Source organism: Pseudomonas sp. JL23 (genome assembly GCF_056933585.1).
The window spans coordinates 1-16,256 of record NZ_CM167795.1; the positions used below are offsets into that span (position 1 = coordinate 1).

Sequence of the window (16,256 nt, forward strand, 5' to 3'; positions counted from 1 at the left end):
GTGTCAGTGGAACTTTGGCAGCAGTGCGTGGAGCTTTTGCGCGATGAGCTGCCTGCCCAGCAATTCAACACCTGGATCCGTCCGCTACAGGTCGAAGCCGAAGGCGACGAGTTGCGTGTCTATGCGCCGAATCGTTTCGTTCTCGATTGGGTCAATGAGAAGTACCTTGGCCGTCTGCTCGAACTGCTTGGCGAACACGGCCAAGGCATGGCCCCTGCGCTTTCCTTATTAATAGGCAGCAAACGCAGTTCAGCTCCTCGTGCCGCACCCAACGCTCCGTTGGCTGCTGCAGCATCTCAGGCGCTGGCTGCGGCGAGCCCTGTTGTTGCGCCGGTTGCTGTAGTGGCTTCGCCTCAGGCTGACGCCGGGCGAGCTGCCGAGATCAATGATGAGCCTTCTCGCGACAGCTTCGATCCCATGGCCGGCGCCAGTTCGCAGCAGGCACCAGTGCGTGCCGAACAACGCACGGTGCAGGTTGAAGGCGCGCTCAAGCACACCAGCTATCTGAACCGTACTTTTACTTTTGAGAATTTTGTCGAAGGTAAATCCAACCAGCTCGCCCGTGCGGCGGCCTGGCAAGTCGCTGATAACCCCAAGCATGGATACAACCCGCTCTTCCTTTATGGTGGTGTTGGCTTGGGTAAGACGCACTTGATGCATGCTGTGGGTAACCACCTACTGAAAAAGAATCCGAATGCCAAGGTCGTGTACCTGCATTCGGAGCGCTTCGTAGCGGATATGGTCAAGGCGTTGCAGTTGAACGCGATCAACGAATTCAAGCGTTTTTATCGTTCAGTCGATGCGCTGCTGATCGATGACATTCAATTCTTCGCTCGCAAGGAACGCTCTCAGGAAGAGTTTTTCCACACCTTCAACGCATTGCTTGAAGGTGGTCAGCAGGTCATCCTGACGAGTGACCGTTACCCGAAGGAAATCGAAGGCCTGGAAGAGCGGTTGAAATCGCGCTTCGGCTGGGGTTTGACCGTAGCCGTCGAGCCGCCAGAGCTTGAGACTCGCGTCGCGATCCTGATGAAAAAGGCAGACCAGGCCAAGGTCGATCTGCCCCACGACGCCGCGTTCTTCATTGCCCAGCGAATTCGTTCCAACGTTCGCGAGCTCGAAGGCGCGCTCAAGCGTGTCATCGCTCACTCGCACTTCATGGGCCGTGAAATCACCATCGAGTTGATCCGCGAGTCCCTGAAGGATTTGTTGGCACTGCAGGACAAACTGGTCAGTGTGGATAACATTCAGCGCACGGTGGCCGAGTACTACAAGATCAAGATCTCCGACCTGTTGTCCAAGCGTCGCTCAAGATCTGTAGCCCGGCCACGTCAGGTGGCGATGGCGCTGTCCAAGGAACTCACCAACCACAGTCTGCCGGAGATTGGTGATGTGTTTGGTGGTCGTGACCATACGACCGTGCTGCATGCGTGCCGAAAGATCAATGAATTGAAGGAATCCGACGCGGATATTCGCGAGGACTACAAGAACCTGCTGCGTACACTGACAACCTGAGTAATGACTTTAGCGCAGCTTATTAAGGCAAGGGACTAGACCATGCATTTCACCATTCAACGCGAAGCCCTGTTGAAACCCCTGCAATTGGTCGCCGGCGTGGTTGAACGCCGTCAGACCTTGCCGGTGCTCTCCAACGTGCTCCTGGTTGTAGAGGGTCAGCAGCTGTCATTGACGGGTACTGACCTTGAAGTCGAACTGGTTGGCCGCGTCCAATTGGAAGAACCGGCAGAGCCAGGGGAAATTACCGTTCCTGCGCGCAAGCTGATGGACATCTGCAAAAGCCTGCCCAACGACGCGCTGATCGATATCAAGGTCGACGACGCCAAGTTGGTGGTCAAGGCCGGTCGCAGCCGTTTCACGCTTTCCACTCTGCCAGCCAATGATTTCCCGACAGTCGAAGAAGGCCCGGGCTCGCTGACGTTCAATCTGGTGCAAAGCAAGTTGCGTCGTTTGATTGAGCGCACCAGTTTTGCGATGGCTCAGCAGGACGTTCGCTACTACCTTAACGGCATGCTGCTGGAAGTCAGTTCCGGTATATTGCGCGCTGTGGCCACTGACGGTCACCGTCTGGCCATGTGTTCCATGACCGCTGATATCGAACACGCTGACCGTCATCAGGTGATTGTGCCGCGTAAAGGCATTCTGGAAATGGCGCGTCTGCTCACTGAACAGGACGGTATTGTCAGCATCGTACTGGGACAGAACCATATTCGCGCGACTACTGGTGAGTTCACCTTCACCTCCAAGCTGGTCGACGGCAAGTTCCCGGATTACGAGCGCGTGCTGCCTAAAGGCGGTGACAAGTTGGTACTGGGCGATCGCCAGGCTTTGCGCGAGGCATTCAGCCGCACCGCCATTCTGTCGAACGAAAAGTACCGCGGTATTCGCCTGCAGTTGGCTAACGGCCAATTGAAGATTCAGGCCAATAACCCCGAGCAGGAAGAAGCCGAAGAAGAAATCAGCGTTGATTACAACGGTGGTTCCCTGGAGATTGGCTTCAACGTCAGCTATTTGCTCGACGTATTGGGCGTGATGACTACCGAGCAGGTTCGTTTGATCCTTTCTGACTCCAATAGCAGTGCGCTGGTGCAGGAATCGGACAACGACGACTCCGCTTACGTCGTTATGCCAATGCGCCTGTAACGGAACCTGGATGTCTCTTAGCCGCATCTCGGTCACCGGGGTGCGCAATCTGCACCCGGTGACCTTCTCCCCCTCTCCCCGTATCAACATCCTTCACGGCGCCAACGGCAGCGGAAAAACCAGCGTGCTGGAGGCCATCCATCTGCTCGGCCTTGCGCGCTCGTTTCGCAGCGCTCGTTTGCTGCCGGTGATCCAATACGAACAACCTTCTTGCATGGTGTTTGGTCAGGTCGATCTTGCTGAGGGCAGCCACAGCAACCTCGGGATTTCTCGCGATAGGCAGGGAGAGTTCCAGATTCGTATCGATGGGCAGAATGCGCGAAGCGCCGCTCAGCTCGCCGAAACATTGCCGTTGCAGCTAATCAACCCGGACAGCTTTCGCCTTCTCGAAGGAGCGCCGAAGATCCGCCGACAGTTCCTCGATTGGGGAGTGTTCCACGTGGAACCTCGGTTCATGGCTACCTGGCAGCGCTTGCAGAAGGCGCTGAGGCAGCGGAACTCATGGTTGCGGCGTGGTACACTTGACGTCGCTTCGCAAGCGGCATGGGACCGGGAGTTATGTCTGGCCAGCGACGAAATCGATGAATTTCGCCGCTCGTACATCAAGGCTCTGAAGCCTGTCTTTGAACACACTTTGAGCGAGTTGGTGGAGCTTGAAGGTCTGACCCTGAGCTATTACCGAGGCTGGGACAAGGAAAAGGAATTGAGCACCGTGCTCACTTCATCCCTCCTTCGCGATCAGCAGATGGGCCACACCCAAGCCGGACCCCAACGCGCCGATCTGCGCCTTAGACTGGGTGCGCACAATGCGGCAGATATTCTGTCTCGCGGCCAACAGAAGCTGGTGGTCTGCGCCCTGCGCATTGCCCAGGGTCATTTGGTCAGCCAAGCTCGCCGTGGCCAATGCATCTATCTGGTGGACGATCTGCCGTCAGAACTCGACGAGCACCACCGTCGTGCACTTTGTCGCTTGCTTGAAGAATTACGCTGCCAGGTTTTTATCACCTGTGTAGACCACGAATTATTGAGGGAAGGCTGGCAAACGGAAACGCCAGTCGCTTTGTTCCACGTGGAACAAGGCCGTATCACCCAGACCCACGATCATCGGGAGTGATTGCATGAGCGAAAATCAAACGTACGACTCCTCCAGCATCAAGGTGTTGAAAGGGCTAGATGCCGTACGCAAGCGTCCCGGTATGTACATCGGTGACACCGACGATGGCAGCGGTCTCCACCATATGGTGTTCGAGGTAGTTGATAACTCGATTGATGAAGCTTTGGCTGGCCATTGCGACGACATCAGCATCATCATCCACCCGGACGAGTCGATTACCGTGCGCGACAACGGCCGCGGTATTCCGGTAGACGTGCATAAAGAAGAAGGTATCTCGGCAGCAGAGGTCATCATGACCGTGCTCCATGCCGGCGGTAAATTCGACGATAACTCGTATAAAGTTTCCGGCGGCCTGCACGGTGTGGGTGTCTCCGTAGTAAACGCCCTCTCCGAACTTCTGCTGCTCACGGTTCGTCGCAGCGGTAAGATCTGGGAGCAGACCTACGTTCATGGTGTTCCACAAGAACCCATGAAAATCGTCGGAGAGAGCGATACCACAGGCACCGAGATCCACTTCAAGCCTTCCGCTGAAACCTTCAAGAACATCCACTTCAGCTGGGACATCCTGGCCAAGCGCATTCGCGAACTGTCCTTCCTTAACTCCGGTGTGGGTATCGTTCTCAAGGACGAGCGCAGCGGCAAGGAAGAATTGTTCAAATACGAGGGCGGCCTGCGTGCGTTCGTCGACTACCTGAACACCAACAAGACTCCGGTCAACCAAGTGTTCCACTTCAACGTCCAGCGCGACGATGGCGTCGGTGTCGAGATTGCCCTGCAGTGGAATGACAGCTTCAACGAGAACCTGCTCTGCTTCACCAACAACATTCCGCAGCGCGACGGTGGTACTCACCTGGTGGGCTTCCGTTCGGCGCTGACCCGTAACCTCAATACTTATATCGAACAGGAAGGCCTGGCGAAGAAGCATAAGGTGGCGACTACGGGGGACGACGCACGCGAAGGTTTGACCGCGATCATCTCGGTAAAAGTGCCGGATCCCAAGTTCAGCTCCCAGACCAAGGACAAGCTGGTTTCGTCCGAAGTGAAGACTGCGGTCGAGCAGGAAATGGGCAAGTACTTCTCCGACTTCCTGCTGGAAAATCCGAACGAAGCCAAGGCTGTTGTCGGCAAGATGATCGACGCAGCACGCGCTCGTGAAGCTGCACGCAAGGCTCGGGAAATGACTCGTCGCAAAGGTGCGCTGGATATCGCCGGCTTGCCGGGCAAACTGGCGGACTGCCAGGAAAAAGACCCCGCCCTGTCCGAACTGTATCTCGTGGAAGGTGACTCTGCTGGCGGCTCCGCCAAGCAGGGACGCAACCGTAAAACCCAGGCGATCCTGCCGCTCAAGGGCAAGATCCTCAACGTCGAAAAAGCTCGTTTCGACAAGATGATCTCGTCCCAGGAAGTCGGCACTCTGATCACCGCCCTGGGCTGTGGCATCGGCCGCGAAGAGTACAACATCGACAAGCTGCGCTATCACAACATCATCATCATGACCGATGCTGACGTCGACGGTTCGCACATTCGTACGTTGTTGCTGACCTTCTTCTTCCGTCAGTTGCCTGAGCTGATCGAGCGTGGCTACATCTACATCGCCCAGCCGCCACTGTATAAGGTCAAGAAGGGCAAGCAGGAGCAGTACATCAAAGACGACGACGCCATGGAAGAATACATGACGTCTTCGGCTCTGGAAGATGCCAGCCTGCATCTCAATGAATCGGCCCCGGGTATCTCAGGTGCTGCGCTCGAGAAGCTGGTCAACGATTTCCGCATGGTGATGAAGACCCTCAAGCGCCTGTCGCGTCTGTATCCACAGGAGCTGACCGAGCACTTCGTCTATCTGCCTCCGGTCACCCTTGAGCAACTGTCCGATCATGCTGCCATGCAGGAGTGGCTGGACAAGTTTGACGTCCGTCTGCGTGTGGGCGAGAAGTCTGGTCTGGTTTATAAAGCCAGCCTGCGTGAAGATCGTGAACGTAACGTCTGGCTGCCAGAGGTAGAACTGATCTCTCACGGCCTGTCCAACTATGTGACCTTCAACCGTGACTTCTTTGGCAGTAACGACTACAAGACCGTTACGGCTTTGGGTCTGCAGATCAGCACTCTGCTGGAAGAAGGCGCCTACGTTCAGCGTGGCGAGCGCAAGAAACCAGTCACCGAGTTCAAGGATGCACTGAACTGGCTGATGACTGAAAGCACCAAGCGCCATACGATCCAGCGCTATAAAGGTCTGGGTGAAATGAACCCTGACCAGCTGTGGGAAACCACTATGGACCCGGCGGTTCGCCGCATGCTGAAAGTCACTATCGAAGACGCTATTGGTGCAGACCAGATCTTCAACACCCTGATGGGTGATGCGGTCGAGCCTCGTCGCGACTTCATTGAGAGCAACGCCTTGGCGGTATCGAACCTGGATTTTTGATTCAGGCTCTTTGGCCCAAAAAAAAACAGCGCTCACGAGCGCTGGTTTTTTTTCGTCATTGCAATCAGCCCAGTGCGGGAGCAGGCTCCAACCCCTCCTCCTCTTCGGGCGGCACCTTGATGAAGATGGTGTACTTGGCTGCCTCCATGGCTTCGAAGCTGATGAGCTTTTCTACCAACGGCGCGTTCAATACTTTGCCAGCGTTGAGTAGCAGCATGCCGTTATCAGCGTTAAGGTTACGGGCCAGGACCATGCCCGCCACCAGCTCGCGACTGGTGATCGCCTTGACCGTGGGATCGCCTAGAGTGACATCGCTCAAAAGCTCCGCGCAGACCTTTATGAAGTCTTCGACCATAGAGGGGTCATAAAGACGCCCTGCGTATTTGCGGATAAAAAGCAGCGCCTCATCGACGTTCATCTTGCGCTCCAGAATCAGGCCGCTCTGTAACTCGATGAAGTCCACCGCCAGTTTGAGCACACGCGAGCCATAAGGAATGGCATCACCCTTCAACCGATCGGGGAAGCCCGAGCCATCCCAGCGCTCTTGATGATGTCGGATAAGCTTGACGGCATCCTTCATCGGTTCCAGGGTCATCAATAGCGTTTCGCTTTGTACCGGGTAGTCGCGATAACGTTCTCTATCGGTGTGGTGCAGTTGATCCGCCGGTGCGCTCATCATGCCGTCTGACCAACTTAACTTGCCTATATTGTGCAATGCGCCAGCCATCGCCAGATTCCGGCTGTCTGCTTCGTTCGGAACGTGGGTTTTGCAATACGCACGTACTAGATCAATGATTGACCGGTTGGTTTGCTTGTCCTTGGGCAGGCGGGATTCGACCATGCGGGAAAAAACTTCTGCTGTAACGGCGTAGCTACGTTTGAGCTCTTCGTACGCCAGATCAAGCATATCCGCTGTTTGTTCGATTTCTGCGGTGCGCGCTTGAACGCGTTTTTCCAGGTTGGCATTGAGCGTCTGCAGTTGCTCGTTTTGTTGGTGTGTCAGAGCCAGAAGGCGCTTTCGTTCACGCTCCGATTGTTGATGAGCCAGAGCCTGAGCCACAGTGAGCAACAGCTCTTCATCATTCCAGGGTTTGCTCAGGTAACGGTAGATCTGCCCGTCGTTGATCGCCCTGACGATCATGTCCAGGTCGGCATAGCCGGTCAGCAAAATTCGAAAGGTCTGGGGATATTGTTCACGGATGGTCGTCAGCAATGTAGCGCCGTCCATGTTGGGCATGCGGGCATCACTGATCACCAGGTCAATAGCGTGCTCTTGCATGATCTCCAACGCCCTGGCACCACTTTCTGCCAGAAACAGCTCGTAAGATTGGCTGCGCAACAGGCGGCGCAGACTACTCAAAATGAGTTCTTCGTCATCAACGAGCAGGACGCGAGGTTTATAAACCGCAATCGCGGAGGGTTCATCCATAAGGCACCTCTAATTGAATCCATTAACTAAATCAGGAATAGCGAATCGTTTGCCCAAGACTAGATGCTACAGGGAGAAGCTGGGCGAAATGACACCATTTTCACGCAAATAATTCGACTGGGGGCTAAGCTCTGATAGTTGGCTGTGAATCTTGAAACTCAAGCTGTCGAATTTATCAGGAAGTTAATTCGTATGAGTCGGTTGCTTCCAGGCTTCAATCTCAGCGCAGCGCTGCTGCTTCTCCCGATCACGGTCACTGGCGCGCTACAGGCAGAGCCATTGAACGAACCGCTGAAACCGTTGCCAGCCATTCCTGCCCTGGACCCCCAGCGGGTCACGTTGGGACAGCGCCTTTTCAATGAGCCTCGCCTCTCCGTCAACAACACCCTTTCCTGTGCCAGTTGCCACCATCTGGATTCGGGTGGAGCAGATGACAAAAGGTTTTCCATTGGTTTCGATGGTCAACCTGTCACCGTCAATACGCCCACCGTCTTCAATGCCAGTCTGAATTTCGTGCAGTTCTGGAACGGTCGGGCCGACACGCTAGAGGACCAAGTCAAGGAAGTCGTCACCAGTCATCTCGAAATGGGCAACACCTGGGACAACGTAATCGCGACACTTGGTCAGGATGAGAGTTATGCATCGGCATTCAAGGCTGCTTACCCTAACGGCATGACGATCACAAACATTCAGAACGCCCTGGCCAGTTATGAGAAAACACTACTGACGCCTAATTCGCGCTTTGACCAATACCTCGCAGGCGATACCGATATCCTCACGCTTGATGAAAAGTACGGCTATCAGCGCTTCAAGGCTTATGGCTGCATTGCCTGCCATCAGGGTGTGAACATCGGCGGCAACATGTACCAGAAGTTCGGCGTGATGGGTGATTACTTCAAGGCGCGGGGAAATCCGACCGAGAGCGACTTGGGGCGCTATTTGATCACCAAGGCCGAGGAAGATCGCAACGTGTTCAAGGTGCCAAGCCTGCGCAATGTCGCTCTTACTGCACCCTACTTCCATGACGGTTCTGCCAACACACTCGATCAGGCAGTAGACGTAATGTTCAGATATCAACTGGGCCGAATTCCCACTCTCGAAGACAAGCGCCTGATCGTCCTGTTTCTCAAGACGTTATCCGGTGAACAAGGGAGCAAGGCACAATGAGTTTGACTCGCAGCCTGCTCAATAGAGTGGTCCCGCTCGTTCTCTTTCTGGTGGTGTCGGCCGTCGTGTCCTTGTATGTCCGCTCCTCCACCACGAAAACGGAAGGTTACGCCGCTGCGCGAGACCTTATCCGTGAGGTCAAGCAGCAGGACGCGCAGTGGAATACCGAGATTCTTAAAGCGCGTATCGCCATTACGCGAGACTACGACCCTCTCGTCAGACCGCTTGGGGAAATAACTGAGCACTGGCAGGAGTTCCAAAACGTAGCGCTTAAAGAAGTGGCAGACCCGATACAGCGCCAGGAGCGGCGTGATGCATTTACTCGCGCGCTCAAGGAAAAACAGCGGCTGGTGGAACAGTTCAAATCGCACAACGCGATACTGCGTAACTCCCTGGCTTTCCTGCCGACGGCAGAAGATGACATCCAGGCCGCCTTGAATGATCTTGATGACGCAGACAAACTCAAGTTGCAGAACATCTCGACGAACATCTATGACCTGCTGCTGAGCAGTCTCGAATTTTCCCAGGTAACTAACGACGATATTGCTCATTCCATCGAGTTGGGCATGAACAACTTATTGATCGATAAGGCTCGTCTGCCTGCGTCGTTCGAGGTGCCGATCGATATTCTGCTCAGTCATGTAAGCCTTATTCTGCGCGAACAGCCTGTGGTCAATGACTTGCTCGACAAGATCGCCTCTGTTCCTGTGGCGGCGACCCTCGATGATATAACCCTGCATCTGAACAATGACCAACGCACGGCTGACCTGATTGATCAGAAATACCATGTGTACCTGATGATTTTTTCCGCGCTCATGGTGGTGCTTTTGATTTTCACGGGCAGTCGTCTGCTGCGCAGTTATGCCGAAATCAATCGAATGAACGTTGCCCTGCAGACCGCCAACGAAGAGTTGGAAGAGCGTGTGGAAAGACGCACCCAGCAACTGCGCGAAGCCCAGAGCGAGTTGCTTGATTCCGCAAGGCAAGCCGGGATGGCAGAGATCGCCACCAACGTTCTGCACAACGTCGGAAATGTGCTCAATAGCGTAAACATATCTGCCGACCTGTTGACGCGAAAATTGCATGCCAGCAAGACGTCAGGCCTGGGCAAGGTCGTTCAGCTGATGAATGAGCACCGAGATGATCTGGGGGCATTTATCAGCCAGGATGCGAAAGGAAAATTGCTGCCTGGATATCTCGCTCAGTTGACCGATGCAATCGCCGTCGAACAGCAGAGCATGCAAGAGGAACTGGTGCAGCTGACTTCGAGCGTCGACCACATCAAGGATATTGTCTCCACTCAGCAATCTTATGCCGGCGCGCCCAGGGTGGAAGAGCCGCTCTACATCGAGCAGCTTCTGGAGGATGCCTTGCGCATGAACGCAGGCGCCCTCACCCGCCATAACGTTACGGTGGTGCGTGAATATGAGCGTCTGCCGCAAGTGATGGGCGACAAGCACCGAATACTGCTTATCCTGATCAACCTCATCAGTAACGCCAAGCAAGCGATGTCTGATCTGCCAGGTCATTCGCGGCAACTGACTTTGCAGGTGCGTGTCATCGAGGATGAAACGCTGCATATCAGCGTGAAGGATGATGGCGAGGGTATTGCGCCGGAAAACATGGCCCGGTTATTTACCCATGGCTTCACTACTCGCAAGGATGGCCATGGCTTTGGCTTGCACAGTTGCGCCCTGGCTGCTGTAGAAATGAAAGGTCGGCTGACCGTACACAGTGATGGCCAGGGTACAGGAGCGGTGTTCACCCTTGAGCTGCCGCTGAAAATCGTAACGGAGGTAGCATGCCTGCATTCTTGAATCGACGCATTTTGCTTGTCGACGACACACCGATGATTCATCAAGACTTTCGCAAGATTCTGATGCCTGCGGACGATGGCGTCGCAGAGCTGGATGAAATGGAGGCAATGCTCTTTGGTGAGCAGGTGAAGACAAACCGACAGCAACCCTTTGAACTGGACTCGGCGTACACGGGGGCCGAGGGGCTAGCGTTGGTCAAACAAGCCTTGGCCGGTAAACGACCTTATGCCTTGGCCTTCATTGACATGCGCATGCCGCAGGGTTGGGATGGGCTGGAAACCATTGAGCAGCTGTGGAAAGTTGATCCCAGTCTGCAAGTGGTCATTTGTTCGGCTTACACGGATTACTCTTGGGAGGAGGTGCTGGATCGCCTTCAGGGGCATGATCGTTTATTGATCCTGAAAAAGCCTTTTGACAATGTCGAGGTCCAGCAGCTGGCCAATACTCTGGTCCATAAGTGGGAAATGACTGAGCGGGCCAATCTGCAGATGCACAGCCTTGAAGAGCGGGTCGAACAACGAACCCAGGAGTTCAGGCTGGCCAGTGAAGCGCTGCAACGAGAGATGGATGAGCGCAAGCAACTCGAAAGTCAGCTCATTCAATCCGAGAAACTGGCCTCGCTCGGGCAGTTGGCCGCTGGCGTTGCTCACGAGATCAATAATCCCATTGGTTTCATTTCCTCAAACCTCGGCGCCCTCGAAGGCTATTTCGCCAAGATCAGCGAAATGCTTGATGCCTACGAGAGCATCGAAAGCAGTGTTGGTTCGGATGAGTCCCGCCAGCAACTGCAGGCGCTGAAGCAACAGATCGAACTGGATTTCCTCAGAGAGGATATTCCGACGCTGATCAAGGAGACAAAGGACGGCATCAGCCGGGTAGGCAAAATCGTCAAAGACCTGAAGAATTTCTCACGAGTCGACACTAGCCAAGAATGGCAGTGGAGCAATATTCCTCAGGAAATCGAATCGACGTTGAACATTGTTGCCAACGAGATCAAGTACAAGGCTGATGTCATCAAGGATTACGCGACGCTGCCGCAGATCGAATGCCTGCCTTCGCAGATCAATCAGGTGGTGATGAACCTGGTGGTAAATGCCGTGCAAGCCATGGGGCCGGAACGCGGCACTATCATCCTGCGAGGAGGTACTGAGGGTGAACATATCTGGCTGGAAGTAGCGGACAATGGCTCCGGTATGAGCCCCGAAGTACAGCAGAAAATCTTTGACCCGTTTTTCACGACCAAGCCGGTGGGCAAAGGAACCGGCCTCGGCTTATCGCTGTCGTACGGCATTGTGCAGAAGCATGGGGGCAAGATCTCGGTCAGTAGTGAACTGGGTGTCGGCACGACCTTTCGCGTTGAACTCCCTATTCGACAACAGGTAATCCCTGCCCAGTCTTGAACGGATGGTGTGAGGGGCCAACATTTCTCTCGCCATCCGGAACCCCTATGCCCGACGAGTCCAAGCCGAGTCTTTTGCACACCGTTGAAGGTCAGCGTCTGCAAGGCGATGATGCCGAGCGATGGCGTGAGTGGGGGCCTTATCTGAGTGATCGGCAGTGGGGTACGGTGCGTGAGGACTACAGTGCCGATGGTGATGCCTGGAGTTACTTTCCCCATGACCATGCGCGTAGCCGGGCCTATCGCTGGGGCGAGGACGGATTGGCCGGGTTCTCGGACAAGGCGCAGCATTGGTGCCTTGGGCTGGGAGTGTGGAATGGTCGCGACGCTATTCTCAAAGAGCGTTTGTTTGGCTTGAACAACGCGGAAGGCAATCACGGTGAAGACGTCAAGGAGCTGTATTTTCACCTCGACGGCGTACCGAGCCACGCCTATATGCGCATGCTCTACAAGTATCCCCATGCGGCATTTCCTTATACCGATCTGGTCGAGGAGAACGCGCGGCGTGGCTTGGCCGATCCGGAGTATGAGATTCTCGACACCGGAGTATTCAACGATAACCACTACTTCGATATCACCGTCGAATACGCCAAGCACGAGGCCGACGATATCTTCATGCGGGTGACCGTGGAGAACCGTTCCGAGCTGGCGGCCCACCTGCATGTGTTGCCCCAGCTTTGGGCGCGCAATACCTGGAGTTGGAGCGAAGATGCACCCTGCCCTCTTCTTGAACGGGATGACGTTCGGGTACTCGCTCACCGACAGCATCAACCGTCACGGCAGTTGATTGCCTGGGGCCGCGAAACCCCCGATTGGTTGTTCTGTAATAACGACACCAATTGGCCCCGGCTGACAGGCAAACCAGCGGTGGGGCCGTTCAAGGACGGCATCAACGACTATCTGGTTGCGGGCAACGTTCAGGCTATTCGCAGTGATCGAGGCACACGTGCCGCCGCGCATTTCAGTCTGAAACTGGAGGGGCGTGCCAGTGAAGTGATCTATCTGCGCTTTTCCCCGTTGGACGCGCCCAAGGTCAATGCCAAGGCATTGTTCCAGAAGCGTCGCAGCGAAGCCGACGAGTTTTACGGCACCTTGCAGAGCGCAATGGAAAGCGCCGACGCACGCAACGTACAACGCCAGGCCTTGGCCGGATTGCTGTGGTCCAAGCAGCTCTACTATTACGATGTGAACCTGTGGCTAAAGGGTGATCCGACTCAGGCTGCACCGCCACCCGAGCGGGTCGAGGTACGGAACAAGCAGTGGCGGCACCTGGTGAATTTCGACATTCTTTCGATGCCGGACAAGTGGGAGTACCCGTGGTACGCCTCGTGGGACCAAGCCTTTCAAGCTGTCGCTTTTGCGTTGATCGATCCCGGCTTTGCCAAGCAACAACTGCTGGCCCTGGTACAGGATCGCTTCATGCACCCCAACGGCCAGCTGCCCGCTTACGAATGGCGCTTCGACGACGCTAACCCGCCCGTTCATGCCTGGGCGTCATGGCGCGTCTACAAGATGGAGCAGGCGCAGACGGGCACGGGTGATGCCGAATTTCTTGAGCGGATTTTCCATAAGCTACTGCTGAATTTTTCCTGGTGGGTCAATCGCAAGGACGCCGACGGCCGTAACCTGTTTCAGGGTGGCTTTCTCGGGCTCGACAATATCGGTGTATTCGACCGCTCTGCCCCATTGCCTGCGGGTTATCAACTCGATCAGGCCGACGGCACGGCGTGGGTGGCTGCCTACGCTCTGGACCTGATGCGCATCGCTTTGGAACTGGCCAAGCGCAATGCGGTGTATGTGGACATGTCGGTGAAGTTTTTCGAGCACTTCCTCTATATCGCCGGAGCCATCAACCTGGTGGACGACACCGGCGAAGGTTTGTGGGATGAACAGGATGGCTTCTTCTACGACATGCTGCGCTGCCCCGGTGGCGAGCGCCAGCCGGTGCGCCTGCGCTCGATTGTCGGCCTGATGCCGCTGTTTGCCGTGCAGGTACTGGAGCAGCGTGAGCACGAAGGCCTTCCCGGACTGCGTGAACGCTTGCTGGGCTTTCTGCACCACCGACCGGATCTGGCGGAACTGGTATCGCGCTGGACTGAACCAGGCAAGGGCAACCGTTTGCTGCTGGCGCTGCTCAGAGGGCAACGCACCAAGGACCTGATCAAGCGCATGCTCGATGAGCAGGAGTTTCTGTCAGCCTACGGCATTCGTTCCATGTCCAAGTCTTTCGCTGAGACGCCGTTCAAGATGCGCATGAATGGCGACACCCTGTGTGCCGACTATGAGCCCGCCGAATCTGATTCACGTTTGTTCGGTGGCAACTCGAATTGGCGCGGGCCGTTATGGATGCCGATCAATTACATGCTGATCGAATCTCTACGCGAGTTTCACCGCTACTACGACGAAAACTTCTCTGTGGAGTATCCGACTGGCTCTGGTTATCTGGCGTCGCTGGGAGAGGTGGCACAGGGCCTTAGCGACCGTCTGGTGCGTCTGTTCCTGCGTGATGACAGCGGCAATCGTCCGTCGATGGCAGGTTACCCCCAATTGCAGGCTGATCCGGCCAGTCGCGACCTGCTGCTGTTTCACGAGTACTTTCACGGTGAGAATGGCCGCGGTCTCGGGGCTTCGCATCAGACTGGATGGAGCGCGTTGGTGGCCCTGCTGCTACAACCGGGCAGATAGAATTTCGGGCAATAAAAAACCGACCTCTAGAAGTCGGTTTTTTTATCACTGCAAAAACTTATGCACGTTTTTGGGTCTTTAATGAGCTTAAGAAATAAATAACGAAATTAAGTACTTAGCGCTATTTATCAGTCAGTTTTTCAAAAGCGTGCACAGGTTATCCACAAAAATCAGACAGCCGTTTTCTCGTTGGTCGACAGTGGTGCAACGGGTGAGCCCATGGCGCGCTGAGTGTCCTCATTCCACGCTTGAACGCGATCATTGAGTGCAGCAATGGCGCGCGGGCCAGTGCCTTCGGCGAACATCGGTTCACCGATCACCACCTCGATAGTGCCGGGCTTTTTCTGCCAGCCTTCTTTCGGCCAGTATTTACCCGCGTTATGAGCAATTGGCAGTACCGGCAGCTCGGCGTTGACGGCCAATGCCGCGCCGCTGCGTGAGAATTTTCCAACCTGGCCGTAAGGCACTCGGGTGCCTTCCGGGAAGATCAGCACCCAGACGCGATCCTTGAGCAGTTCGTCGCCCTTCTTCGCCACGACTTTCAGCGCCGCTTTGGGATTGCCCCGATCAATTGCGATAGGCCGCAACATGGCCATGGCCCAGCCGAAGAACGGCACATACAGCAACTCGCGCTTGAGCACCTGGCTCAGGGGATCGAAATAGGCGGACAGGAAAAACGTTTCCCAGGTGCTCTGGTGATTGGAAACAATCACGCAGGGCGTTTCGGGAACGTTTTCTGCGCCTTTTACATTTACCTGGATATTCAGGAACACCCGCGTCAGCCACAACGCGCAGCGGCACCAATAGACATTGATGAAGCGATAGCGCTTATGGAACGGCAGGAACGGGGCGACAAAGAAACTCAGCGAGCACCACAGCAATGAGCTGGTGCCCAACAGCAGGTAAAAGAAGAAGATTCTGATTGCCTGCACGATCGACATAGCGGCTTTTACCATACGGGCATTGCCCGCCATTGAAGCGTACCGGTACCGTCGACTAGCGGTTGTACGATACGCCGTTGTGGATAAGTTCTGCGGCTACTGCCGCCAGATCGTCAAAAACCAGCGTGCCTTGCGGCAATTCACCCGCTTCGGTCCTGCGACCTTTGCCGGTCAATACCAAAACAGGTTGTGAATCGACGGCCACGGCGGCCTGCAAGTCACCCTTGCTGTCGCCGACAAACCAGATACCCGCCAGATCCACCGCATAATGCGCGGCAATGGTCTGCAACATGCCGGGTTTGGGTTTGCGACAAGCGCAGCCTTCGTCCGGGCCGTGGGGGCAGTAAACAATCAAGCCGACCTCGCCACCCTGCTCCGCCACCAGCTCGCGCAAACGCGCGTGCATGGCATTGAGGGTCGCCAGATCGTAATAACCTCGGGCAATGCCGGACTGGTTGGTAGCAACCGCCACCGTCCAGCCGGCTTTGCTCAATTGCGCGATGGCTTCGACCGAGCCGGGAATGGGAATCCACTCCTGCACCGACTTGATGTAAGCGTCGGAGTCTTCATTGATGACTCCGTCCCGGTCGAGTATCAGCAACTTCACGCGTCGTGCTCCGC

The 16,256-nt window shown here is 55.5% G+C and carries 11 protein-coding genes; 8 read left to right on the forward strand and 3 right to left on the reverse strand.

Annotation, left to right across the window (positions count from 1 at the left end; genetic code table 11):
- The 4 genes from dnaA to gyrB are packed head-to-tail and all read left to right on the forward strand — an operon-like array spanning position 1 to position 6,197.
- Positions 1 to 1,515 (forward strand): chromosomal replication initiator protein DnaA, encoded by a 1,515-nt coding sequence (dnaA, locus tag AC1Z24_RS00005; protein ID WP_483744084.1) that lies wholly within the window; start codon positions 1 to 3, stop codon positions 1,513 to 1,515.
- Between the two features lie 42 nt (positions 1,516 to 1,557).
- On the forward strand, positions 1,558 to 2,661 hold the full coding sequence (gene dnaN / locus AC1Z24_RS00010) for a DNA polymerase III subunit beta (protein ID WP_483744085.1): 1,104 nt from the start codon (positions 1,558 to 1,560) through the stop codon (positions 2,659 to 2,661).
- A gap of 10 nt (positions 2,662 to 2,671) precedes the next feature.
- Positions 2,672 to 3,775 (forward strand): DNA replication/repair protein RecF, encoded by a 1,104-nt coding sequence (gene recF / locus AC1Z24_RS00015; RefSeq protein WP_483744086.1) that lies wholly within the window; start codon positions 2,672 to 2,674, stop codon positions 3,773 to 3,775.
- A gap of 4 nt (positions 3,776 to 3,779) precedes the next feature.
- Positions 3,780 to 6,197, forward strand: coding sequence for a DNA topoisomerase (ATP-hydrolyzing) subunit B (gene gyrB, locus AC1Z24_RS00020; protein ID WP_483744087.1), 2,418 nt, complete (start codon positions 3,780 to 3,782; stop codon positions 6,195 to 6,197).
- A gap of 64 nt (positions 6,198 to 6,261) precedes the next feature.
- Here the strand turns inward: gyrB and nosR are convergent, their stop codons facing one another.
- Positions 6,262 to 7,626 (reverse strand): response regulator c-di-GMP phosphodiesterase, NosR family, encoded by a 1,365-nt coding sequence (gene nosR, locus AC1Z24_RS00025; RefSeq protein WP_483744088.1) that lies wholly within the window; start codon positions 7,624 to 7,626, stop codon positions 6,262 to 6,264.
- Between the two features lie 192 nt (positions 7,627 to 7,818).
- Here nosR and AC1Z24_RS00030 point away from each other — a divergent pair, with 192 nt between their 5' ends.
- Genes AC1Z24_RS00030 through AC1Z24_RS00045 form a run of 4 tightly spaced genes read left to right on the forward strand, consistent with a single transcriptional unit; the run spans position 7,819 to position 14,694 of the window.
- Complete coding sequence (locus tag AC1Z24_RS00030) at positions 7,819 to 8,793, forward strand: cytochrome-c peroxidase (RefSeq protein ID WP_483744089.1); 975 nt, start codon at positions 7,819 to 7,821, stop codon at positions 8,791 to 8,793.
- Entirely contained in the window at positions 8,790 to 10,610 is a 1,821-nt protein-coding gene (locus AC1Z24_RS00035) for a DAHL domain-containing protein (protein ID WP_483744090.1), read from the forward strand. Before AC1Z24_RS00030 ends, AC1Z24_RS00035 begins: the two co-directional genes overlap by 4 nt.
- Positions 10,595 to 12,010 carry an ATP-binding protein gene (locus AC1Z24_RS00040; RefSeq protein ID WP_483744091.1) on the forward strand — a complete coding sequence of 472 codons (1,416 nt, stop codon included), beginning with the start codon at positions 10,595 to 10,597 and terminating at the stop codon, positions 12,008 to 12,010. The genes AC1Z24_RS00035 and AC1Z24_RS00040 overlap by 16 nt, the downstream gene beginning before the upstream one ends.
- A gap of 47 nt (positions 12,011 to 12,057) precedes the next feature.
- Positions 12,058 to 14,694 carry an MGH1-like glycoside hydrolase domain-containing protein gene (locus AC1Z24_RS00045; protein ID WP_483744092.1) on the forward strand — a complete coding sequence of 879 codons (2,637 nt, stop codon included), beginning with the start codon at positions 12,058 to 12,060 and terminating at the stop codon, positions 14,692 to 14,694.
- Between the two features lie 170 nt (positions 14,695 to 14,864).
- Here the strand turns inward: AC1Z24_RS00045 and AC1Z24_RS00050 are convergent, their stop codons facing one another.
- Together AC1Z24_RS00050 and gmhB are read right to left on the reverse strand one after the other, a co-directional pair.
- Positions 14,865 to 15,635, reverse strand: a complete 771-nt coding sequence (locus AC1Z24_RS00050) for a lysophospholipid acyltransferase family protein (protein ID WP_483744093.1) — start codon at positions 15,633 to 15,635, stop codon at positions 14,865 to 14,867.
- A gap of 55 nt (positions 15,636 to 15,690) precedes the next feature.
- Entirely contained in the window at positions 15,691 to 16,242 is a 552-nt protein-coding gene (gmhB, locus tag AC1Z24_RS00055; RefSeq protein WP_483744094.1) for a D-glycero-beta-D-manno-heptose 1,7-bisphosphate 7-phosphatase, read from the reverse strand.
- Between the last annotated feature and the right edge of the window lie 14 nt (positions 16,243 to 16,256).

Bases quoted from the DNA above. Each gene is read 5' to 3' on its own strand.
- dnaN (WP_483744085.1), top strand. From the start codon at position 1,558: ATGCATTTCACCATTCAACGCGAAGCCCTGTTGAAACCCCTGCAATTG.
- recF (WP_483744086.1), top strand. From the start codon at position 2,672: ATGTCTCTTAGCCGCATCTCGGTCACCGGGGTGCGCAATCTGCACCCG.
- gyrB (WP_483744087.1), top strand. From the start codon at position 3,780: ATGAGCGAAAATCAAACGTACGACTCCTCCAGCATCAAGGTGTTGAAA.
- nosR (WP_483744088.1), bottom strand. From the start codon at position 7,626: ATGGATGAACCCTCCGCGATTGCGGTTTATAAACCTCGCGTCCTGCTC.
- AC1Z24_RS00030 (WP_483744089.1), top strand. From the start codon at position 7,819: ATGAGTCGGTTGCTTCCAGGCTTCAATCTCAGCGCAGCGCTGCTGCTT.
- AC1Z24_RS00035 (WP_483744090.1), top strand. From the start codon at position 8,790: ATGAGTTTGACTCGCAGCCTGCTCAATAGAGTGGTCCCGCTCGTTCTC.
- AC1Z24_RS00040 (WP_483744091.1), top strand. From the start codon at position 10,595: ATGCCTGCATTCTTGAATCGACGCATTTTGCTTGTCGACGACACACCG.
- AC1Z24_RS00045 (WP_483744092.1), top strand. From the start codon at position 12,058: ATGCCCGACGAGTCCAAGCCGAGTCTTTTGCACACCGTTGAAGGTCAG.
- AC1Z24_RS00050 (WP_483744093.1), bottom strand. From the start codon at position 15,635: ATGTCGATCGTGCAGGCAATCAGAATCTTCTTCTTTTACCTGCTGTTG.